Genomic DNA, 15,194 nt, shown 5'->3' on the forward strand with positions numbered 1-15,194 from the left:
CGCTCAAGATGTCTGCCTTGAAAGAGGCTAGTGTCCTGAGTTAGAGATTCGCAGACAAAATCGTTCGATGCTTGCCATGATGTCGTCAGCAGATTTTGTCCACATGAAGGGCTGCGGCTCAGCGTTGTAGATGTCGAGATAGTGGCGAATCGCGTCTTCCAACTGGCGTGTTGAACGATGGGTGCCACGCCGGATTTGTTTTTCAGTCAACGTGGCAAACCAGCGCTCCACTTGATTAAGCCAAGAAGCCGATGTTGGAGTGAAATGGATATGAAAACGCGGATGACGAGCGAACCAGGCGCGCACGGTCGGTGTCTTGTGAGTCCCGTAGTTGTCCATCACCAGATGCACGTCCAATTGAGGGGGAACGTTGGCTTCGATCGTACGCAGGAACTTCAGGAACTCAGTGCCGCGATGACGCCGATGCAATTGGCCGATGACTTCTCCCGTAGCTATATCCAGGGCCGCGAACAGCGTCGTGGTGCCATGGCGTTCGTAATCGTGCGTACGGCGCTCGGCTATGCCGGGGGCCAACGGCAGAATCGGTTGAGTCCGGTCCAGTGCTTGAATCTGGCTCTTCTCGTCCACACACAACACCATGGCCTTGGTCGGCGGATCGAGATACAAACCGACGATGTCACGCGTCTTGGCAACGAACTGCGGATCAGTCGACAGTTTGAAGGTTTCCTGACGATGAGGCTGCAGGCCAAACGCACGCCAGATCCGACTCACCGCCGTCTGCGACAGACCACTTTCACGCGCCATGGTGCGCGTGCTCCAATGTGTCGCTTTGGTCGGTTGTTCTTCCAGTGTCTTGGCAATGAGTGCATCGACCCGAGCATCATCAATGGTGCGTGGCGCACCGGGTCGGGGTGCATCGAGCAGCCCATCAAGTCGCTGGTTGAGAAAGCGCGCACGCCATTTCGTTACCGTCTGCGGTGTCACGCCAAGCACCTCGGCTACGACTCTGTTGGTGGTGCCACTGGCGCAACTCAGAACGATGCGCGAGCGCAAGGCGAGCGCCTGAGCTGTCTTGCGCCGACGCGACCAGGCCTGCAACTGCTCACGTTCCGATTCACTCAACACCAACTCCGCTTTCGGTCGACCTCTCATCGCGCCTCCGCCGTATCGAACCAACTATACGACGGACAACGCAATGATCAATAAATTCCATGAACTTCCAACTCAGGACACTAGCCCAACCGGCATCAACGACCGAACGTACCGGCTGAGCTATCGACGCACGTCATCTGGGCGCCGTAACAACGATGTACTGAACCTGAGTTCCAACGTATTGCGGCTGATACCAGTTCGGCCCGCAATGCTGGTATGCAATGCCGTTCACGACGATGCTCGAGCAGCTCGGCGGCAACGATGCAACCGTCGCGCCAACCACCACCGCCGTCGTCACGCCAACTGCGACGCCGACTGCCACCGGGTTCGCATACCAGCCGTCATCGTGATAGTAGTCATCGTGGTGGTGATGATCGTCATCGTGATGGTCGTCGTCGTGATGGCCGTCGTCGTGATGGCCGTCGTCGTGATGGTCGTCGTCGTGATGGTCGTCGTCGTGATGGCCGTCATCGTGGTGGCCATCGTCGTGGTGGTCGTCCCCACCGCCGCCGTTGTGACCGCCTCCGCCGTTGCTACCACCACCGTTGTGATCGCCGCCACCGTTGCTGCCACCACCGCTGTGTCCACCGCCGTTGCTGCCACCACCGCTGTGTCCACCGCCGCCGCCGCTATGACCTCCGCCGCCTCCGTTGCTGCTTTGGCCCACGCCACCGCCCGGATGCGCCCCCATCTGTTGGCCACCGCCTGGACCGCCGGGGTGGAAACCGCCACCGCCGCCCCCCCCTCCACCGCCATGAAAACCGCCCCCTGGCGGCGCGTGAACACTCGTGCGCGCGCCTCCGCGGAAACCAAACGCGTGGACACTCAACGACGTCGCAAGAAAGACCCCGGCAATACCGGCGGCCGCAAGTTGTTTTGTGCGTGACATCATTCGCTCTCCTCGTACGGCGTACGCGTAGCAGGCTTCAGCTCGATGGCTTTCGCATTCGCCGCAGGCCGGAAAGTAAAGGTCGACGCGGAAAACTCCGGATTGAGTGTCCAGTGATAGGTCACGACGTGTCGTGGACGCGAGTCCTGAGTTGTATCGATGATCTCCATGCGACACGGCAACTGCCGTGTTCCGCTCTGGATCCAGAGCTCCCAGTCAGCGCCTTTCTGCTGATACGCGTAGTGATTGCACCAGCGCGTGTCCACGCGCTCCAGTCCGATGAAAAGCGCGGACGTCAACGTGACGTCATCCACCTTGCCGTTGCCCCAGTAAAACAAATCCGCAAGGGGGGTATCGATGTTGTATGTCGTCGATAACTCCCGGACCAGCAGATCGATCGTGGCCGGTGCGGGGTTCTTTGAGTAGTAACCCGCCGACGTATTGAAGATGGTGAATGTCCTGCCGTCGTAGATCAGCCCTTTCGAACCACGGTTTCCGGCGATGTCCGCTCGCATGCGATTCGGCCGCTCCACCTTCAAATCTGTTTCATGAAGAAACGCGACGGTCTGTCCGCTGTCGAGAACGGCATCGGTCGCAGATGTTGCGCTCACTTCGAAGCGGCTCAGCGAGCGCAAATAGCGTCCCATGGACAACAACGCATCGATAGCCTGCTTCTGGCGTTCGGGTTGCGCGACGGCCGCCGGTGTGCCTCCTGCAGCGCTCGCAGGCTTGGGGCTTGTTTGCGCGAATGCATTGACCACGCTGATGCCCAACGCGATAAGCACACCGCGTATTAGTCGATGAAAGTGTCGTTGCACGTCGCCCCCTTATTGAAAAGTGGCGCTGATTGAAAGTTCGACCGCGTTTCCCTTCGGGCGATCACGCGCTGCAAATTCATTGACCCATCGCAACGATGCCGACACAGGTGTGCTGCTCAGCTTCCCCGACCAGGTCGCCATCGGGCCGATCCCGAGAGCGTGGCCGGCGGTGCCGCCGGTTAACTCGGCAAGGCCGCCGGTGTCTTCGCCGAGCTGCTGAATCCAGCCGCCGACCACACCAACACCCCATCCTCCGGTGAAGCGCTTGAGCGCGAGCAGGTCGAGCACGCTGAGCGGTGCGTTGTGATAGTGCGTCTCGTTGTTGGCCGTATAGAACTCAACGCCGTAGTTCGCTGACAGCTCGATGTTGTGCTCGGGCAGAAGTTTCGTGTACGCAACGGTCGGGATGAACGTCCACGTGTTCAGCCCCGGGTTTGCCAGGCGGTTCACGTTATATGCACCGGTGGGCGCATACATCTGGACGCTCAGTGCAATATGGTCAGTCTTCGTCAGGTGATAGCCGGCCACCACGGGCGTGAAGAAGATGTCGGTGAACTGAGTGCCGCTGTCGTTGGGCAGCCGGCCGTTGAACGAGGAGATCGACGTGTATTGAAACGGCACGCCAAACGACGACGCGAAATTCCATCCGCCAGCGGTGATGCCCCATGTCTTTACGGCATTCAGGATGGTGTACTCGATGTGATAGTTGAGGCCGGCAGACACCGTCCCGGCGATTGGAATCGTCTTGGTTTTGCCGAGCGATCCTTCGTAATAGATCGTCGAAACAGAAAAGATCCAGTCCGAAGTGGGCGGCACAATCCCCATGTAAGGCGCGATCTGCATGCCTGTTATCGGGCGGCCAAGACCACTTTCAGTCGCGCGGCCGGCAGTTGGAATGCCGAGCACAACAGTGGCGAACGCGAACGCGGTCAGCTCCCGTTGCCAGCTTTTGCGCGCACCTGCCCGCTTGTTGTACGTGTCCATCCTGATTCCCTCGCTAAATGTTTTCGCAATCAACTACTGGACGGTGTAACCACGCCCTTGCATGCATGCGCCGTAGGCACGCCAATACGTGTTCATCTCGGCTTGCTGGTTCGCTTGTGCGTTCTGTGCCTGGGCCGCGTGCTGCCGACGGCTACGTACACCGCCCGCTACTGCCCCGGCCGTTGCGCCGACCGCCGCACCGTGTCCCGGATCGTTGTGGTTCACGTCGCCAATGAGCGCACCGGCCGCCGCGCCGCGGGCCGCCCCGCCCACCCGCGCGCCCGTAGGTCCCTGCGGCGGTGGCGGAGTGCCCGCGACGACCGCCGGATCGATGCCCGTGTTTTGCTTGGCCCAGGCGTAGCAGGCGCCGTCGTCCTGCGATTGCTTGCTCGGGCTTTGCCCATGCGCCGGATACACCGCGGGTTTGGCCGCAAACGCAGCGCTGCTTGCCATGGCAAGTGCCGCTGTCAAGAAAATTGTTTTCATACCAACCTCAATATCGATTAGTAAAACTTACCTTTTCACTAACTCCACCCGATCCGATGTCAACCCGCTCCGGCTTTCTTTGTTTCACAAGTTGCCACGTTCCATTCAACACCGGCGTTTCATGGAAGCGCCGTCCGTTATTTGCCGAAGGTCATATTCAAACCTGCAAAGATCGTGAATTGCGGAACGCCCCGCCCTGAATGAGCCACCGAGTACTGCGGCTCTATATACGCGTTGTAGATGGTTGAGCCGCTTTTCCATGCCTTGCCGCCGCCCAGTCCGACTGGGATGTAATAGCTTCCTTGCTGCAGGTCGAAGGTCCAGGTGCCGGTCGAGCGCACATACCATCCCCCGGGCAAGTTGAAAATGCCGAAAGGCTGGGCGGTCAGCGACTGCACGGCCGGGCGGCTATCCTGCCCGGCAAACGAGTGTTGCCACTGGACCAGCGCGCCCAACAGCCGCTCCTTCGTCGCACTGACCGCGACTGCCGCAAGACCGGCTTGCCACTTACCTGTCCCGAGGCTTGGGTCGGTAGCGCTCGGCATGGTGATCAGCGGTCCGACACCAATCTGCATGCCCTCCTGGGAGAGCAGGAAAATATCGAACAGGTTGATATCGCCCAATCCCGTGTTGTATCCGCCACTGGGATCGGGACGGGTGCTGACAGGCACGGTTGCGCGGAAGATCTGCGGCACGCCGATCAGAGCGTTTGGCCCGATTGGAATGGTTGGGCGCAGCAATAGATCATTGGTATGCGAACTCGCACCAAATACACTGGGCGTGTAGTAATTTTGAATATTAAATGAAGCTGCCAAATTCAGCGGATTATTGCTTTTATTAGCCTCGTCCGCGGCGCTTTGCGCGAACGCCAGATTTCCCCAGGCCGTAATAATCAAGCCTGAGAGCGATATTCGAACGAACAGCCGCCGGTGCTTCATTAATTTTCTCAACGTTGATTTCACAAGGCGCAGAAATCCCTTCGGCGTTAATCAAATAACGCTTTTCGGGCACACGAGCGCGACCCTTGCCGGCTCAGCGGCAAAAGGCTTTCGATGATTCTATAAATCGGTTTTCCGCGATATGGACGGAAGGACGATATGAGTTAAACGAACTGCGTGGAACGAGAAATAGCCATACGTTAGTCCTCTCAGAGACATAACAGGGCACGTGTGTCCCGTGCGGGTCTGCCTTGCGCGGTGCATAAGCAGGATTACATTTGTTACGGATGCTAGCAAACGTTTTAGCGTTTGCCAATATTATTTTGTAACTGACCGAGCCCAATTCAATCACCCGATACGTTTCAAAATAACGTTAGCAAACGTTAGTAACAGCAGCCTTAATCCAAATGAGCCTTAGGCAAAATTTGACTAAATTGCAAGCAGGAAATTTTACATGCAATCGGCCCCAAATCCTGAGAAAACAGATATTGGTTAAGAAATCAGCTTCGGGGGCTCTATTCCACCCGCATCGGGAACAGTGCAATTAACTGACTTAATAATTATTGACCCTGCGATGTTTGCGGACATTCATATATTTTCAGAAATAGAAACGCAGTGCCGAAGTGTTTCAAAACAGAATTTCGGCCGTTCCTGGCGAGCCGGAGTTGAAAAACGAACGGCGACGGACTGCCGTGCATTCCTGATGACACAAGGACGAGTGCACAGATGCTTTCTCAGCCCGAGAACCTTCCCAGCGTCGTACGCCGAATGACGGCGGGACAGATGCTGCTCGACGGTGCGTCGGTGGATGACGTTGCCGCGCAGCTTCATTTGTCGATGGCGACGGTAAGGCGCTACAAGGCGCTGATCGACGCCGGCGGCCTGGACGCGCTGAAACAGTTGGGCGTGGGGGGACGTTCTTCCGTACTGGATCAGCGAGCGCTTGAGTGGATATCCGCGGCGCTTCAGGGCTCGGCCAGGGATCATGGCTTCGACAGCGAGGCGTGGACCAACGCGCGGCTGCGGGCGCTGATTGAGTCGCGATACGGCGTCCGTTACTCCCGCGTGTACATCTGGCAGATCGCGACCAATCTTGGACTAGGCCACTTGCTGTCCAAGTCGCGAAGGTAAACATAGGCTTCATCACCCAGGCGGCTCGCCGTCATCCGTAACCATCGACATCGAAACGAATGAGAGGATTCCATAATGACTCGCAAACACCCATGGCGGATTTTCAGCATCAACACACTCAAGGCAGCAATGGTTGTTTCCGCCCTGTTTACCGCGCCGGCGTTTTCGCAAGATGCAGCCTCGGGCGCCGCTCCGGGCGGAGTGGGAGGCGCCGCCACCGCGGAAGTCCAGGCACGTGTGGTCGGCATCGACACTGCGTCCAATAGCGTCGCGTTGCAGGGGAAGAGCGGACGAATCGTTGATATTGCCGTGAATCCGGAAGTCGGTGACGTCGGCAAGTTGCAGATCGGCGATATCGTCCATATCAAGTACGAGAACGCCGTGCTGATCCGCGCCACCAAGGTGGCGTCGAACGGTATTCGCGAGCGGGTCGACGAGACCGCGACCATCCCCGCATCCGGCGGAGCGACGGCGACCGCACGTCGGGTTCGCGTGCTGGCGACGGTTCAGAAGATCGATCAGGCGAAGCGGACCATCACGATTCGTGGCCCGAATAAAACTGAAACGCTGCAGGCGGGACCCGACGTTTCGTTAAAGGGAATAAAGACCGGCGACAGCGTACATGCCGAATTTATTGAAGCGACTGCCGTACTGGTGACACGCAACGGCGCTCCAATAAAGTAAGAAGCCGACAGCAACAGAAGTCGTGATTCGGACCGGCCGCTCGCGCAAGACGTCGCGTGCCCGGTGCGAGACATAAAGGAGCGTAGATGGCGACTGAAAACAAGACGGCGTCGCGTATGGCTGCGGGCAAAGCGTACCGCGAGCGCATGGCCCGTTCCGCGCACGCCCGGATTGGAACGATCGAGCGCGACCCGATCGAGTTGCTCGAGCAAAACAGCAAGGGCCGTGTAGAACGGCTGATCCCGCTCAGATACGGGCGGATGATGGCGTCGCCTTTTACGTTCTTCAGGGGGAGCGCGATCCTGCAGGCCAACGACCTTGGCAAGATATCGAATACGGGCCTGGTGATGCCCATCTGCGGCGACGCGCATCTGATGAACTTTGGCGGATTCGCGACGCCGGAACGCCAGCTCGTGTTCGACCTCAACGATTTCGATGAAGTCGCGCTCGGCCCGTGGGAATGGGATATCAAGCGGCTGGCTGCAAGCTTCATGGTGGCCGCGCGGCACATGCGCTTAAGCCGCCTGACCGGCGAGAGTCTGGTCCAATCGCTCGTGACGCAGTACCAGGTGCGCATGCAGGAGTACGCACAATACAGCGCCCTGGAGCTTTGGTACGAGCGCGTTACTTTCGACCGGATGCTCGAGATTGCCGTGACGCCGGAGCGCAGGCGCGCGTTGCGCAAGGGCATGGAAAAAGCCGCGAGCCGCACGCACGACAGCATGCTTGAGAAGGTGGCGGAATTTGATGCCGAGGCCTGCACCTGGACCCTTCGCGACATGCCGCCAGGGATGTTCCACGTGCACGGCACCAACACGCTATTCGAAGCCGGCGATGACTGGGTCAAGCTCGGGAACTGGCAAGCGTTGATCAAGGGCATGTTTCCGGAGTACGTGAAAACGCTGAGCCACGACCGCCGGGCGCTTCTCAAACATTTCACTGCGCAGGACCTGGCCTTCAAGGTAGTGGGCGTCGGCAGCGTCGGGACTCGTTGCCTGGTTCTGTTGATGATGGATGAACTGGGAAAACCCATGTTCCTGCAGATCAAGGAGGCACGGGCATCTGTGATCGAACAGCATTTTGATGCCGATCGGCTGGACCACGCCGGCGAACGTGTAGTGCGTGGCCAGCGCGTGATGCAAGCCGCCAGCGATATCTTCCTTGGCTGGGCGACCGGGCCATCGGGACGCCATTTCTATTTCCGGCAACTGCGGGACATGAAGCTCTCGGCGAACATCGAATTATTCGATATGGACTTGCTGGAAGGTTACGCCCGGTTGTGCGGCTGGATACTTGCGCGCGCTCATGCAAAAGCGAGCGGCAAGGCTATCGAGATGAGCGCCTATCTGGGCCAGGGCACTCAATTCGCCGACGCGCTGGTCGCCTATTCGAAGGACTATGCGGATCAGGTCGAACGCGATTTCGACCTGTTTTCACAAGCTGTCCGAAACGGCCGGCTGGTCGCCCGGACCGACGAGGATATGGCGGCGGACTTTCATGTTTGAGCGGCCGGGCAAGTCCGGTGGCAGTCCGTACTTTAAGGAGGCTTTATGCGCGTTCGATCATTCTCGTACCGCCGTTCCGGCTGGCTTCAGTTAGCGGTTTGCAGCGTGTTCCTAAGCTATGCCGGGGGCTCCTACGCGGCCAACCTTGGGTTCCTGATGAACACGCCGATTAGTTATATGAAAGAGCGTGATCTGCAGCAACTCAACCGTGCCGCGCAAAAGGCGCTGAACTCGAAACAGGACGGCGAAGCGCTTGACTGGAACAACGACGGCACCGGCAATCCGGTTCATGTAGAGGGCACCGTCACGCCGCTTGACACACGAAAGGAGGGTGACCGGAGTTGCCGGACGATTGCTATCGTCGCCAAGGCAAAAGGTCAGACGCAAACCTGGGCGCCGACTGCTTGCAAGGACGGCGGCGCGGATAGTAAATGGCAACTGCTTAAACAATAGAGCGTGTTGCCCCAAGACCATCGGGTGGTTGGGGGCGCCGCAATTTCACGCATGACGCGAACCGCCGGAGCGTTCGGAGCTATTGATGCGCACACCTAGTCCGCAACCGATCCGCTGCTTTGAATCGTGAAGCACGTAGCGCAATGCAAGCTGGATGACATCGATTTTTAAGAACTTTGACCTACACTGAATTCGTGTCCGAACGACCTCACCCCGGGTGTGCTTCGATCACGCAAACAGCGATGCTGTAGATGCACTGCATCAAGCATTTCCACACGCAAGCCGTTCGTATCTATCGCAACGCATGAATGCCGGGCGCGCGGGTGAGTCTTGCGGCAAACGCCGGCCAGACACATAACTCGAAGCAGAAACGCAAACAGGATCGACCATAAAAAAGCGAAGCTTTTCGTGAAGCGCAATTGTCACTTAGCGCGCCTGGCCACTTCGTATTGAAACCGTTAACCAATCTTGGAAGGCACATCATGCGATTACAACAACGTCTTGCTGCGGAAATGTTTGGCACGTTTTGGCTAGTACTTGGCGGTTGTGGCAGTGCCGTTCTCGCAGCCAAATTTCCCGGTGTCGGAATTGGATTTGCAGGCGTCGCGCTCGCGTTCGGATTAACCGTCCTGACCATGGCTTATGCACTCGGACATATATCGGGTTGCCACCTGAATCCGGCCGTTAGCGTGGGACTCGCTGTTGCAGGCCGTTTTCCTGTCCGCGACCTGGCACCTTATATTGTTGCGCAGGTCGTGGGCGCGACCCTTGGAGCATTCGCACTCTACCTGATTGCGTCCGGCGTGCCCGGATTCGACGCAGTGACTAGCGGATTTGCATCGAATGGATACGGTGCGCGTTCACCCGGCGGATATTCGATGACAGCCGCCCTGATCTGCGAAGTCGTGATGACGTTTTTCTTCCTGATGGTCATTCTCGGCACAACCGACGGTCGCGCCATCTCCGGTTTCGCGCCGCTAGCCATCGGGCTTTGCCTGACGCTGATTCACCTGATATCCATCCCTGTGACGAATACCTCAGTCAATCCCGCACGTTCGACCGGACCGGCACTGTTCGCAGGTGGCGCCGCGTTGGGTCAGCTCTGGCTTTTCTGGGTCGCGCCCATCATTGGCGCATGCATTGCGGGGGCGTTATATCCGCGGCTCTTTCCCGAGAAGGTCGAGGCGATTGCCCCGGCACCCTTGGCGATCGACGCTCCTTGAGGCGGGGCTGCTGGACGGGTTAATGGGGCCGAGACGGGGCTAATGGGGCGGCGGTCACGCGATCCCCTGACAACGGACGCTCATGGCGCCCACGGCCTGTCCTTGCCTGTCCTTGCCTGTCCTTGCCTGTCCTTGCCTGTCCTCGCCTGTTCTTGCCTGTTCTTGCCTGTTCTTGTATCGTGACATTGATGCCGCAAAAAACGAATGGCCCGCCTAAGCGGGCCATTCGGTTCATGCAATCAAGCCGTGCTGTAACGAATTACAGCGGCTGGATGTTCGACGCTTGCAGACCCTTCGGGCCTTGCTTCGCTTCGTAGCTTACTTTCTGATTTTCCTGGAGTGTCTTGAAGCCTTCCGAGCGGATCTCAGAGAAATGCGCAAAGAGGTCATCGCCACCGCCGTCCGGCGTGATGAAGCCAAAACCCTTCGCATCATTAAACCACTTCACAATACCTGTTGCCATTTGCTGATTTTCCTAGAAGAGACGTAATTCCGTTTGGTAGCGCCACCGGCCGTCAATCGGCCAAGCGTTGCAGACTCCTTTTACCACGCGAAAATGACAGTCTGCAATTGGATTCTGCCCGATGTTTCCAAAACAAAGCTCCAAAAACCGTCACGTGCGCAGTCCGGAGACGCATGGCGCCCACAATCCGGAAGCTCAGATAATAAATAAAAGATTCGATAAGACAAAGGAAAAAATCTGTTTCCAGCCGTCATTGATGGTCCTGAGAGCGCCTATCAATGAAAAAAGTGCCGGACGCCGGCATTTGTCGCACCGTTTTTGTATCGGAGGCGCTGTCCGGAACCGCCGACACAGCATGCAGTTCGATTTGGCCGGCGACGGGCGCGAGCGTCGTTTGCAGCGCCTCCAACAGCGGCGCTTGGACGTTCACGGGCGGTGGCGGGTTTGGGGCCAAACCGGGGCGCTGTCCCGCCCGGCAGGACGAGGCAAACCAGCCCACGGATATGTCGGCGGGCAAGATCACCGCAGCCCGGCCGAGCGCCCACGGGATGCCTACCACTTGGGAAAGACAAACGTCGAGCAATTAAACAACACCTTGGTCAAAGCCGGCTCCCCGCCCGGCTGCCGCTAGCGGTAATAGTTACTCCGACGGGACGACGATCAATGCAGGTACTCTCACGATTGGTGATATATCGCATTCAAGTGCGCTCCCAAGCGTCGCATCCTCGTGACGGCCGGAGGTGGAATTTGCGCAATATTTGGCCCCCGCACCTGTCGTCCCGCCGACACATCCCGACACTCCGTCAGGTTCGACGAACGCCAAAAGCGCCAGCCCGCGACATTACTCGGTTGTGGCCTGACACCCATGGGTCGCTCACCTGGGCGCCAGGTACGGCTGAAGGCTCGCCGAGCGCAAATTGTCTGGCGAAAGCCCGATGGAACCAGTAGACACTTCAAGAGCACTCTTTTCGCCGCGGCTTCCACGCCTGGCCCGGCGATTCGCCGCGCGCAGGCTCATTACCGCCGGCGCGGTCGATCAAGACCACGCAAGGCTGCACGTTTTTTTACTGACCGCGTTTTGGCGCGTTGCAGTCGGGTGTGCCGTTGCTCTTTAGAAGTGGTGTGATGCCCTGGCCTTCTGCAATCAGATAGCGGCAACCTGTTTCGTGATCGGTTTCCATCTGGACGTTGATGTCCTCCGTGGTATCGCGAGTGAACCGCGGCGATGAGTTGGCACTGCCGGCCTGCTTCGGTTCAGCGTTCTGCGCATATGCGCTGGATCCAACCAACGCCGCAAGCGATACAAGTAGCCACTTCATATTTTGTACTCCGTTATTTGCAGTCTGTGAGTCTTGGCGATATAGCACCTTAGTGTACGAGTGAATATCCGTGATCGACATGGATTCATTGCCGGAGTTGCACATCAAGTAGCGTGCGGTGAATTCTTGCACAGGCCCATGCTTCAGGAACGCGCGAGCGAGTATCTCGACTGAAAGCGCGATGCAGTCAGGCCATCTATCATGTCCTCCAACCGCGCAGGGCCGGCGGCTTCCAAGGAGGGTGGCTGACATGAAGAAACTCATCAACGAAGTCTCCGCGGTCGTGCCCGACATGCTCGACGGACTCGCCGCGCTCAACCCCGGCTTGTCGTTGCTGCAAGGCAGCACGATCATCGTGCGAGCCGATGCCGAGGCCGCCGCAGCGCGCGGCGAAGTGGCCCTGATCGCCGGCGGCGGCTCGGGGCATGAACCCGCTCACGGGGGTTACGTGGGTCGCGGCATGCTCAGCGCGGCGGTAGCCGGCGAGGTCTTCACCTCGCCCTCGACCGATGCCGTCCTCGATGCAATCCGCGCCGTAGCCGGTCCCGCCGGCGTGCTTCTGATCGTCAAGAACTACACGGGCGACCGCTTCAATTTTGGCCTTGCTGCGGAGATCGCGCGGGCTGAGGGCATTGCGGTGGAAATGGTGATCGTCGCCGACGATGTCGCCCTGTCGGCACACGGCGAACACGCTGGCAGGCGCGGTCTTGCCGGGACCGTGTTCGTGCACAAGATCGCCGGCGCCGCTGCCGCCGAGGGGCGGCCACTCAGCGAAGTGGCGCAGATTGCGCGCGATGCGGCGGCGGCGCTTGGCACCATGGGCGTCGCCCTTACGCCGTGCACGGTACCGGCCGCCGGCAAGCCGGGTTTCCAACTCGCCGACGATGAAATCGAATGGGGTCTCGGCATTCACGGCGAGCCTGGCGTGGAGCGTGGTGCGCTTGAGCCGGCACAGCAAATTGTCGGGCGCCTGCTTGCGAAGATCATCGATGATCTTGCATTGAAGCCCGATGAGCGCGTCGCGATGCTCGTGAACAATCTGGGCGGCACGCCGTCGAGTGAACTGAGCATTGTTGCCGGATCGGCGCTGCGATACCTTCGCGAACATCGCGTTCAGGTGGAGCGGGCGTGGTCGGGCACATTCCTGAGCGCACTTGAAATGGCGGGCATTTCACTCACGTTATTGCGCGTGGACGATCAGCGGCTCGGATGGCTCGACGCTGCGACGCAGACCGCCGCGTGGCCTGCGTTGAGCGGGCGGGTCGCAGAGGCGACCGTTAAGCCCGCGCCTGTCGCGCCAGTTACGAGCAGCGGCGCGCGGCTCTCGCGGGACTCGTCGTTGCGACGGGTTATCGAAGCGGTGTGCGCATGTCTTCTCGAAGCGGAACCCGTCCTGACCGAGATGGATCAGCGCGTGGGCGATGGCGATCTCGGCATCAGCCTGTCGCGGGCGGCTCGTAGCATCCGTGGCGAAATCGATACCTATCCCTCGGAGAACACGCCGGGCGCCGTGCTGCGGAACATGTCCGCCACGATCCGGCGCGTGGTCGGTGGCACATCGGGACCGCTTTACGCAGTGATGCTCTTACGGGCGGCAGCGGTCATCGAACAGTCTGGCGAGTCCGCTGCGAAGGATTGGTCGGTGGCGTTCACTGCGGCTGTCGATGGCGTGACGGCGCTGGGTGGCGCGCATCCCGGTGACCGAACAATGGTCGATGCACTGCATCCGGCAGCCGTTGCGCTACACGACGCGCTTGCAAAAGATGGCATCGATACGGACGAAGCATTGAAAGCAGCCGTCGATGCGGCGACATCAGGCGCGGCATCGACGGCCTCGATGACACCCCGGCTCGGACGTTCCAGTTACGTCGGCGATCGCGCGCTGGGTTTTACCGATCCCGGTGCGCATGCAGTCGCACTATGGCTCGCCGCAATCCGAAGCGCGCTGCAAACCTGACTGAGCTTAAGCAACCAAAAGGGAGACGATAAAAATGGATCTGAATCTGCGCGGTAAGGTTGTCGTATTGACGGGCGCAAGCGTCGGGATCGGGCTCGCCGTAGCCGAGGCATTCGCGGCGGAAGGCGCGAACCTGCTGCTCGCTGCGCGACAGGAAGAGCGGTTGACGGAGGCTGCAGCGCGCATCGCGCGGGAGTTCGGTGTACCGGCGGTGCCGGTCGCTTGCGACGTGGCGACCACCGCAGGCGTCGACAAGATCGTTGCTGCTGCGAGCACGAACTTCGGCGGCGCCGATATCCTCTTCAACAACGCAGGCACGGGCAGCAACGAGACCATCATGGACGCGCCCGACGAGAAGTGGCAATCCTATTGGGACCTTCACGTGATGGCGGCCGTGCGCCTCGCGCGCGGTCTCGTGCCGTTGATGAAGGCCCGTGGCGGTGGCGCGATCCTGAACAACGCGTCGATATGCGCGACGCAGCCGCTCGGCTACGAGCCCATTTACAACGTGACGAAAGCCGCGTTGATGATGCTGTCGAAGAACCTGGCGAACGAGCTGATCAAGGACAACATCCGCGTCAACACGATCAATCCGGGGCTGGTGCTGACACCCGACTGGATCAAGACGGCCAAGGAACTGACGCGCGATTCGGGCGGTGACTGGGAAGCGCATCTGCAACACGTCGCCGACGAACACGCGCCCATCCGCCGCTTCGCCACGCCTGCGGAGCTGGCAAGCTTTATCGTCTTCCTCTGCTCGGAGCGGGCGAGCTATAGCGTGGGATCGACTTATTTCGTCGATGGCGGGATGCTAAAGACTGTGTGACGCGTGCCGATGCGCTCAACCGGCAACTCCAACCCAAGGGACCGTGCCCGCGCCAATGCGGCGCGTGTCCTTCAACTGATACTTCGCGGCGCCGATGTTGTTGCGGCCTTTCGCCTGCTGCGCGCAAAGCTCTGGATAACTTCTGCATAAGTCAGTGAAGTCCTGTGGGCGAAACCTTGATAACCCGGGTGCTGTGCATAAAGTGCCAGAAGTTATCCTTCGGCCAAGTGTCCACTCCACATTTGGTACGCGACTTACCTGTTCGCTAGAGCGTTGATCCAAAGGAGGATTGACTGCTTATCCACAGAATCGGTCGATGCTTGTTAACTATTACTACGTATACATATCAATCTATTTAAAACCCTAAGGCATGCATGCGCGCAGCGGTGTGATGCTGCCTTTTCT

At 59.1% G+C, this 15,194-nt stretch carries 15 protein-coding genes; 8 read left to right on the forward strand and 7 right to left on the reverse strand.

Annotation, left to right across the window (positions count from 1 at the left end):
* Positions 1 to 27: 27 nt before the first annotated feature.
* Positions 28 to 1,113 carry an IS630 family transposase gene (locus ACSOSP_RS12125; RefSeq protein WP_455306846.1) on the reverse strand — a complete coding sequence of 362 codons (1,086 nt, stop codon included), beginning with the start codon at positions 1,111 to 1,113 and terminating at the stop codon, positions 28 to 30.
* Positions 1,114 to 1,156: 43 nt separating this feature from the next.
* Between ACSOSP_RS12125 and ACSOSP_RS12130 the strand changes: the two genes are divergently transcribed.
* Positions 1,157 to 1,999, forward strand: coding sequence for a hypothetical protein (locus tag ACSOSP_RS12130; RefSeq protein WP_455306902.1), 843 nt, complete (start codon positions 1,157 to 1,159; stop codon positions 1,997 to 1,999).
* Between the two features lie 2 nt (positions 2,000 to 2,001).
* Here the strand turns inward: ACSOSP_RS12130 and ACSOSP_RS12135 are convergent, their stop codons facing one another.
* The 4 genes from ACSOSP_RS12135 to ACSOSP_RS12150 all read right to left on the reverse strand — a co-directional run bounded on the left by ACSOSP_RS12135 (position 2,002) and on the right by ACSOSP_RS12150 (position 5,228).
* Entirely contained in the window at positions 2,002 to 2,820 is an 819-nt protein-coding gene (locus tag ACSOSP_RS12135; RefSeq protein WP_455306904.1) for a DUF2092 domain-containing protein, read from the reverse strand.
* Positions 2,821 to 2,829: 9 nt separating this feature from the next.
* A complete protein-coding gene (locus ACSOSP_RS12140) occupies positions 2,830 to 3,804 on the reverse strand; it encodes a SphA family protein (RefSeq protein WP_455306906.1) in 975 nt (324 codons plus the stop codon).
* A gap of 33 nt (positions 3,805 to 3,837) precedes the next feature.
* Positions 3,838 to 4,290 carry a glycine zipper domain-containing protein gene (locus tag ACSOSP_RS12145; protein ID WP_455306908.1) on the reverse strand — a complete coding sequence of 151 codons (453 nt, stop codon included), beginning with the start codon at positions 4,288 to 4,290 and terminating at the stop codon, positions 3,838 to 3,840.
* Between the two features lie 137 nt (positions 4,291 to 4,427).
* A complete protein-coding gene (locus ACSOSP_RS12150; protein ID WP_455306910.1) occupies positions 4,428 to 5,228 on the reverse strand; it encodes a hypothetical protein in 801 nt (266 codons plus the stop codon).
* 726 nt (positions 5,229 to 5,954) lie between these two features.
* Between ACSOSP_RS12150 and ACSOSP_RS12155 the strand changes: the two genes are divergently transcribed.
* From ACSOSP_RS12155 to aqpZ, 5 genes are all read left to right on the forward strand, one after another.
* Positions 5,955 to 6,359 carry a helix-turn-helix domain-containing protein gene (locus ACSOSP_RS12155; protein ID WP_455306912.1) on the forward strand — a complete coding sequence of 135 codons (405 nt, stop codon included), beginning with the start codon at positions 5,955 to 5,957 and terminating at the stop codon, positions 6,357 to 6,359.
* 75 nt (positions 6,360 to 6,434) lie between these two features.
* Positions 6,435 to 7,043, forward strand: coding sequence for a hypothetical protein (locus ACSOSP_RS12160; RefSeq protein WP_455306913.1), 609 nt, complete (start codon positions 6,435 to 6,437; stop codon positions 7,041 to 7,043).
* An 86-nt stretch (positions 7,044 to 7,129) separates the two neighbouring features.
* Entirely contained in the window at positions 7,130 to 8,548 is a 1,419-nt protein-coding gene (locus ACSOSP_RS12165) for a DUF2252 domain-containing protein (RefSeq protein ID WP_455306915.1), read from the forward strand.
* A 45-nt stretch (positions 8,549 to 8,593) separates the two neighbouring features.
* Positions 8,594 to 9,001 carry an RT0821/Lpp0805 family surface protein gene (locus ACSOSP_RS12170; RefSeq protein ID WP_455306917.1) on the forward strand — a complete coding sequence of 136 codons (408 nt, stop codon included), beginning with the start codon at positions 8,594 to 8,596 and terminating at the stop codon, positions 8,999 to 9,001.
* A gap of 482 nt (positions 9,002 to 9,483) precedes the next feature.
* Positions 9,484 to 10,224, forward strand: coding sequence for an aquaporin Z (aqpZ, locus tag ACSOSP_RS12175; RefSeq protein ID WP_455306919.1), 741 nt, complete (start codon positions 9,484 to 9,486; stop codon positions 10,222 to 10,224).
* Positions 10,225 to 10,483: 259 nt separating this feature from the next.
* Here the strand turns inward: aqpZ and ACSOSP_RS12180 are convergent, their stop codons facing one another.
* Together ACSOSP_RS12180 and ACSOSP_RS12185 are read right to left on the reverse strand one after the other, a co-directional pair.
* A complete protein-coding gene (locus ACSOSP_RS12180) occupies positions 10,484 to 10,687 on the reverse strand; it encodes a cold-shock protein (protein ID WP_031362205.1) in 204 nt (67 codons plus the stop codon).
* 1,064 nt (positions 10,688 to 11,751) lie between these two features.
* Positions 11,752 to 12,270, reverse strand: coding sequence for a DUF6440 family protein (locus ACSOSP_RS12185; RefSeq protein WP_455306922.1), 519 nt, complete (start codon positions 12,268 to 12,270; stop codon positions 11,752 to 11,754).
* Here ACSOSP_RS12185 and dhaL point away from each other — a divergent pair.
* Both dhaL and ACSOSP_RS12195 read left to right on the forward strand, forming a co-directional pair.
* Entirely contained in the window at positions 12,257 to 13,963 is a 1,707-nt protein-coding gene (gene dhaL / locus ACSOSP_RS12190; protein WP_455306924.1) for a dihydroxyacetone kinase subunit DhaL, read from the forward strand. The two genes, ACSOSP_RS12185 and dhaL, sit on opposite strands and share 14 nt — an antisense overlap.
* 34 nt (positions 13,964 to 13,997) lie before the next feature.
* Positions 13,998 to 14,789 carry an SDR family NAD(P)-dependent oxidoreductase gene (locus tag ACSOSP_RS12195; RefSeq protein ID WP_455306926.1) on the forward strand — a complete coding sequence of 264 codons (792 nt, stop codon included), beginning with the start codon at positions 13,998 to 14,000 and terminating at the stop codon, positions 14,787 to 14,789.
* Positions 14,790 to 15,194: the final 405 nt, after the last annotated feature.

The sequence above is a fragment of the Caballeronia sp. KNU42 genome, assembly GCF_053760385.1.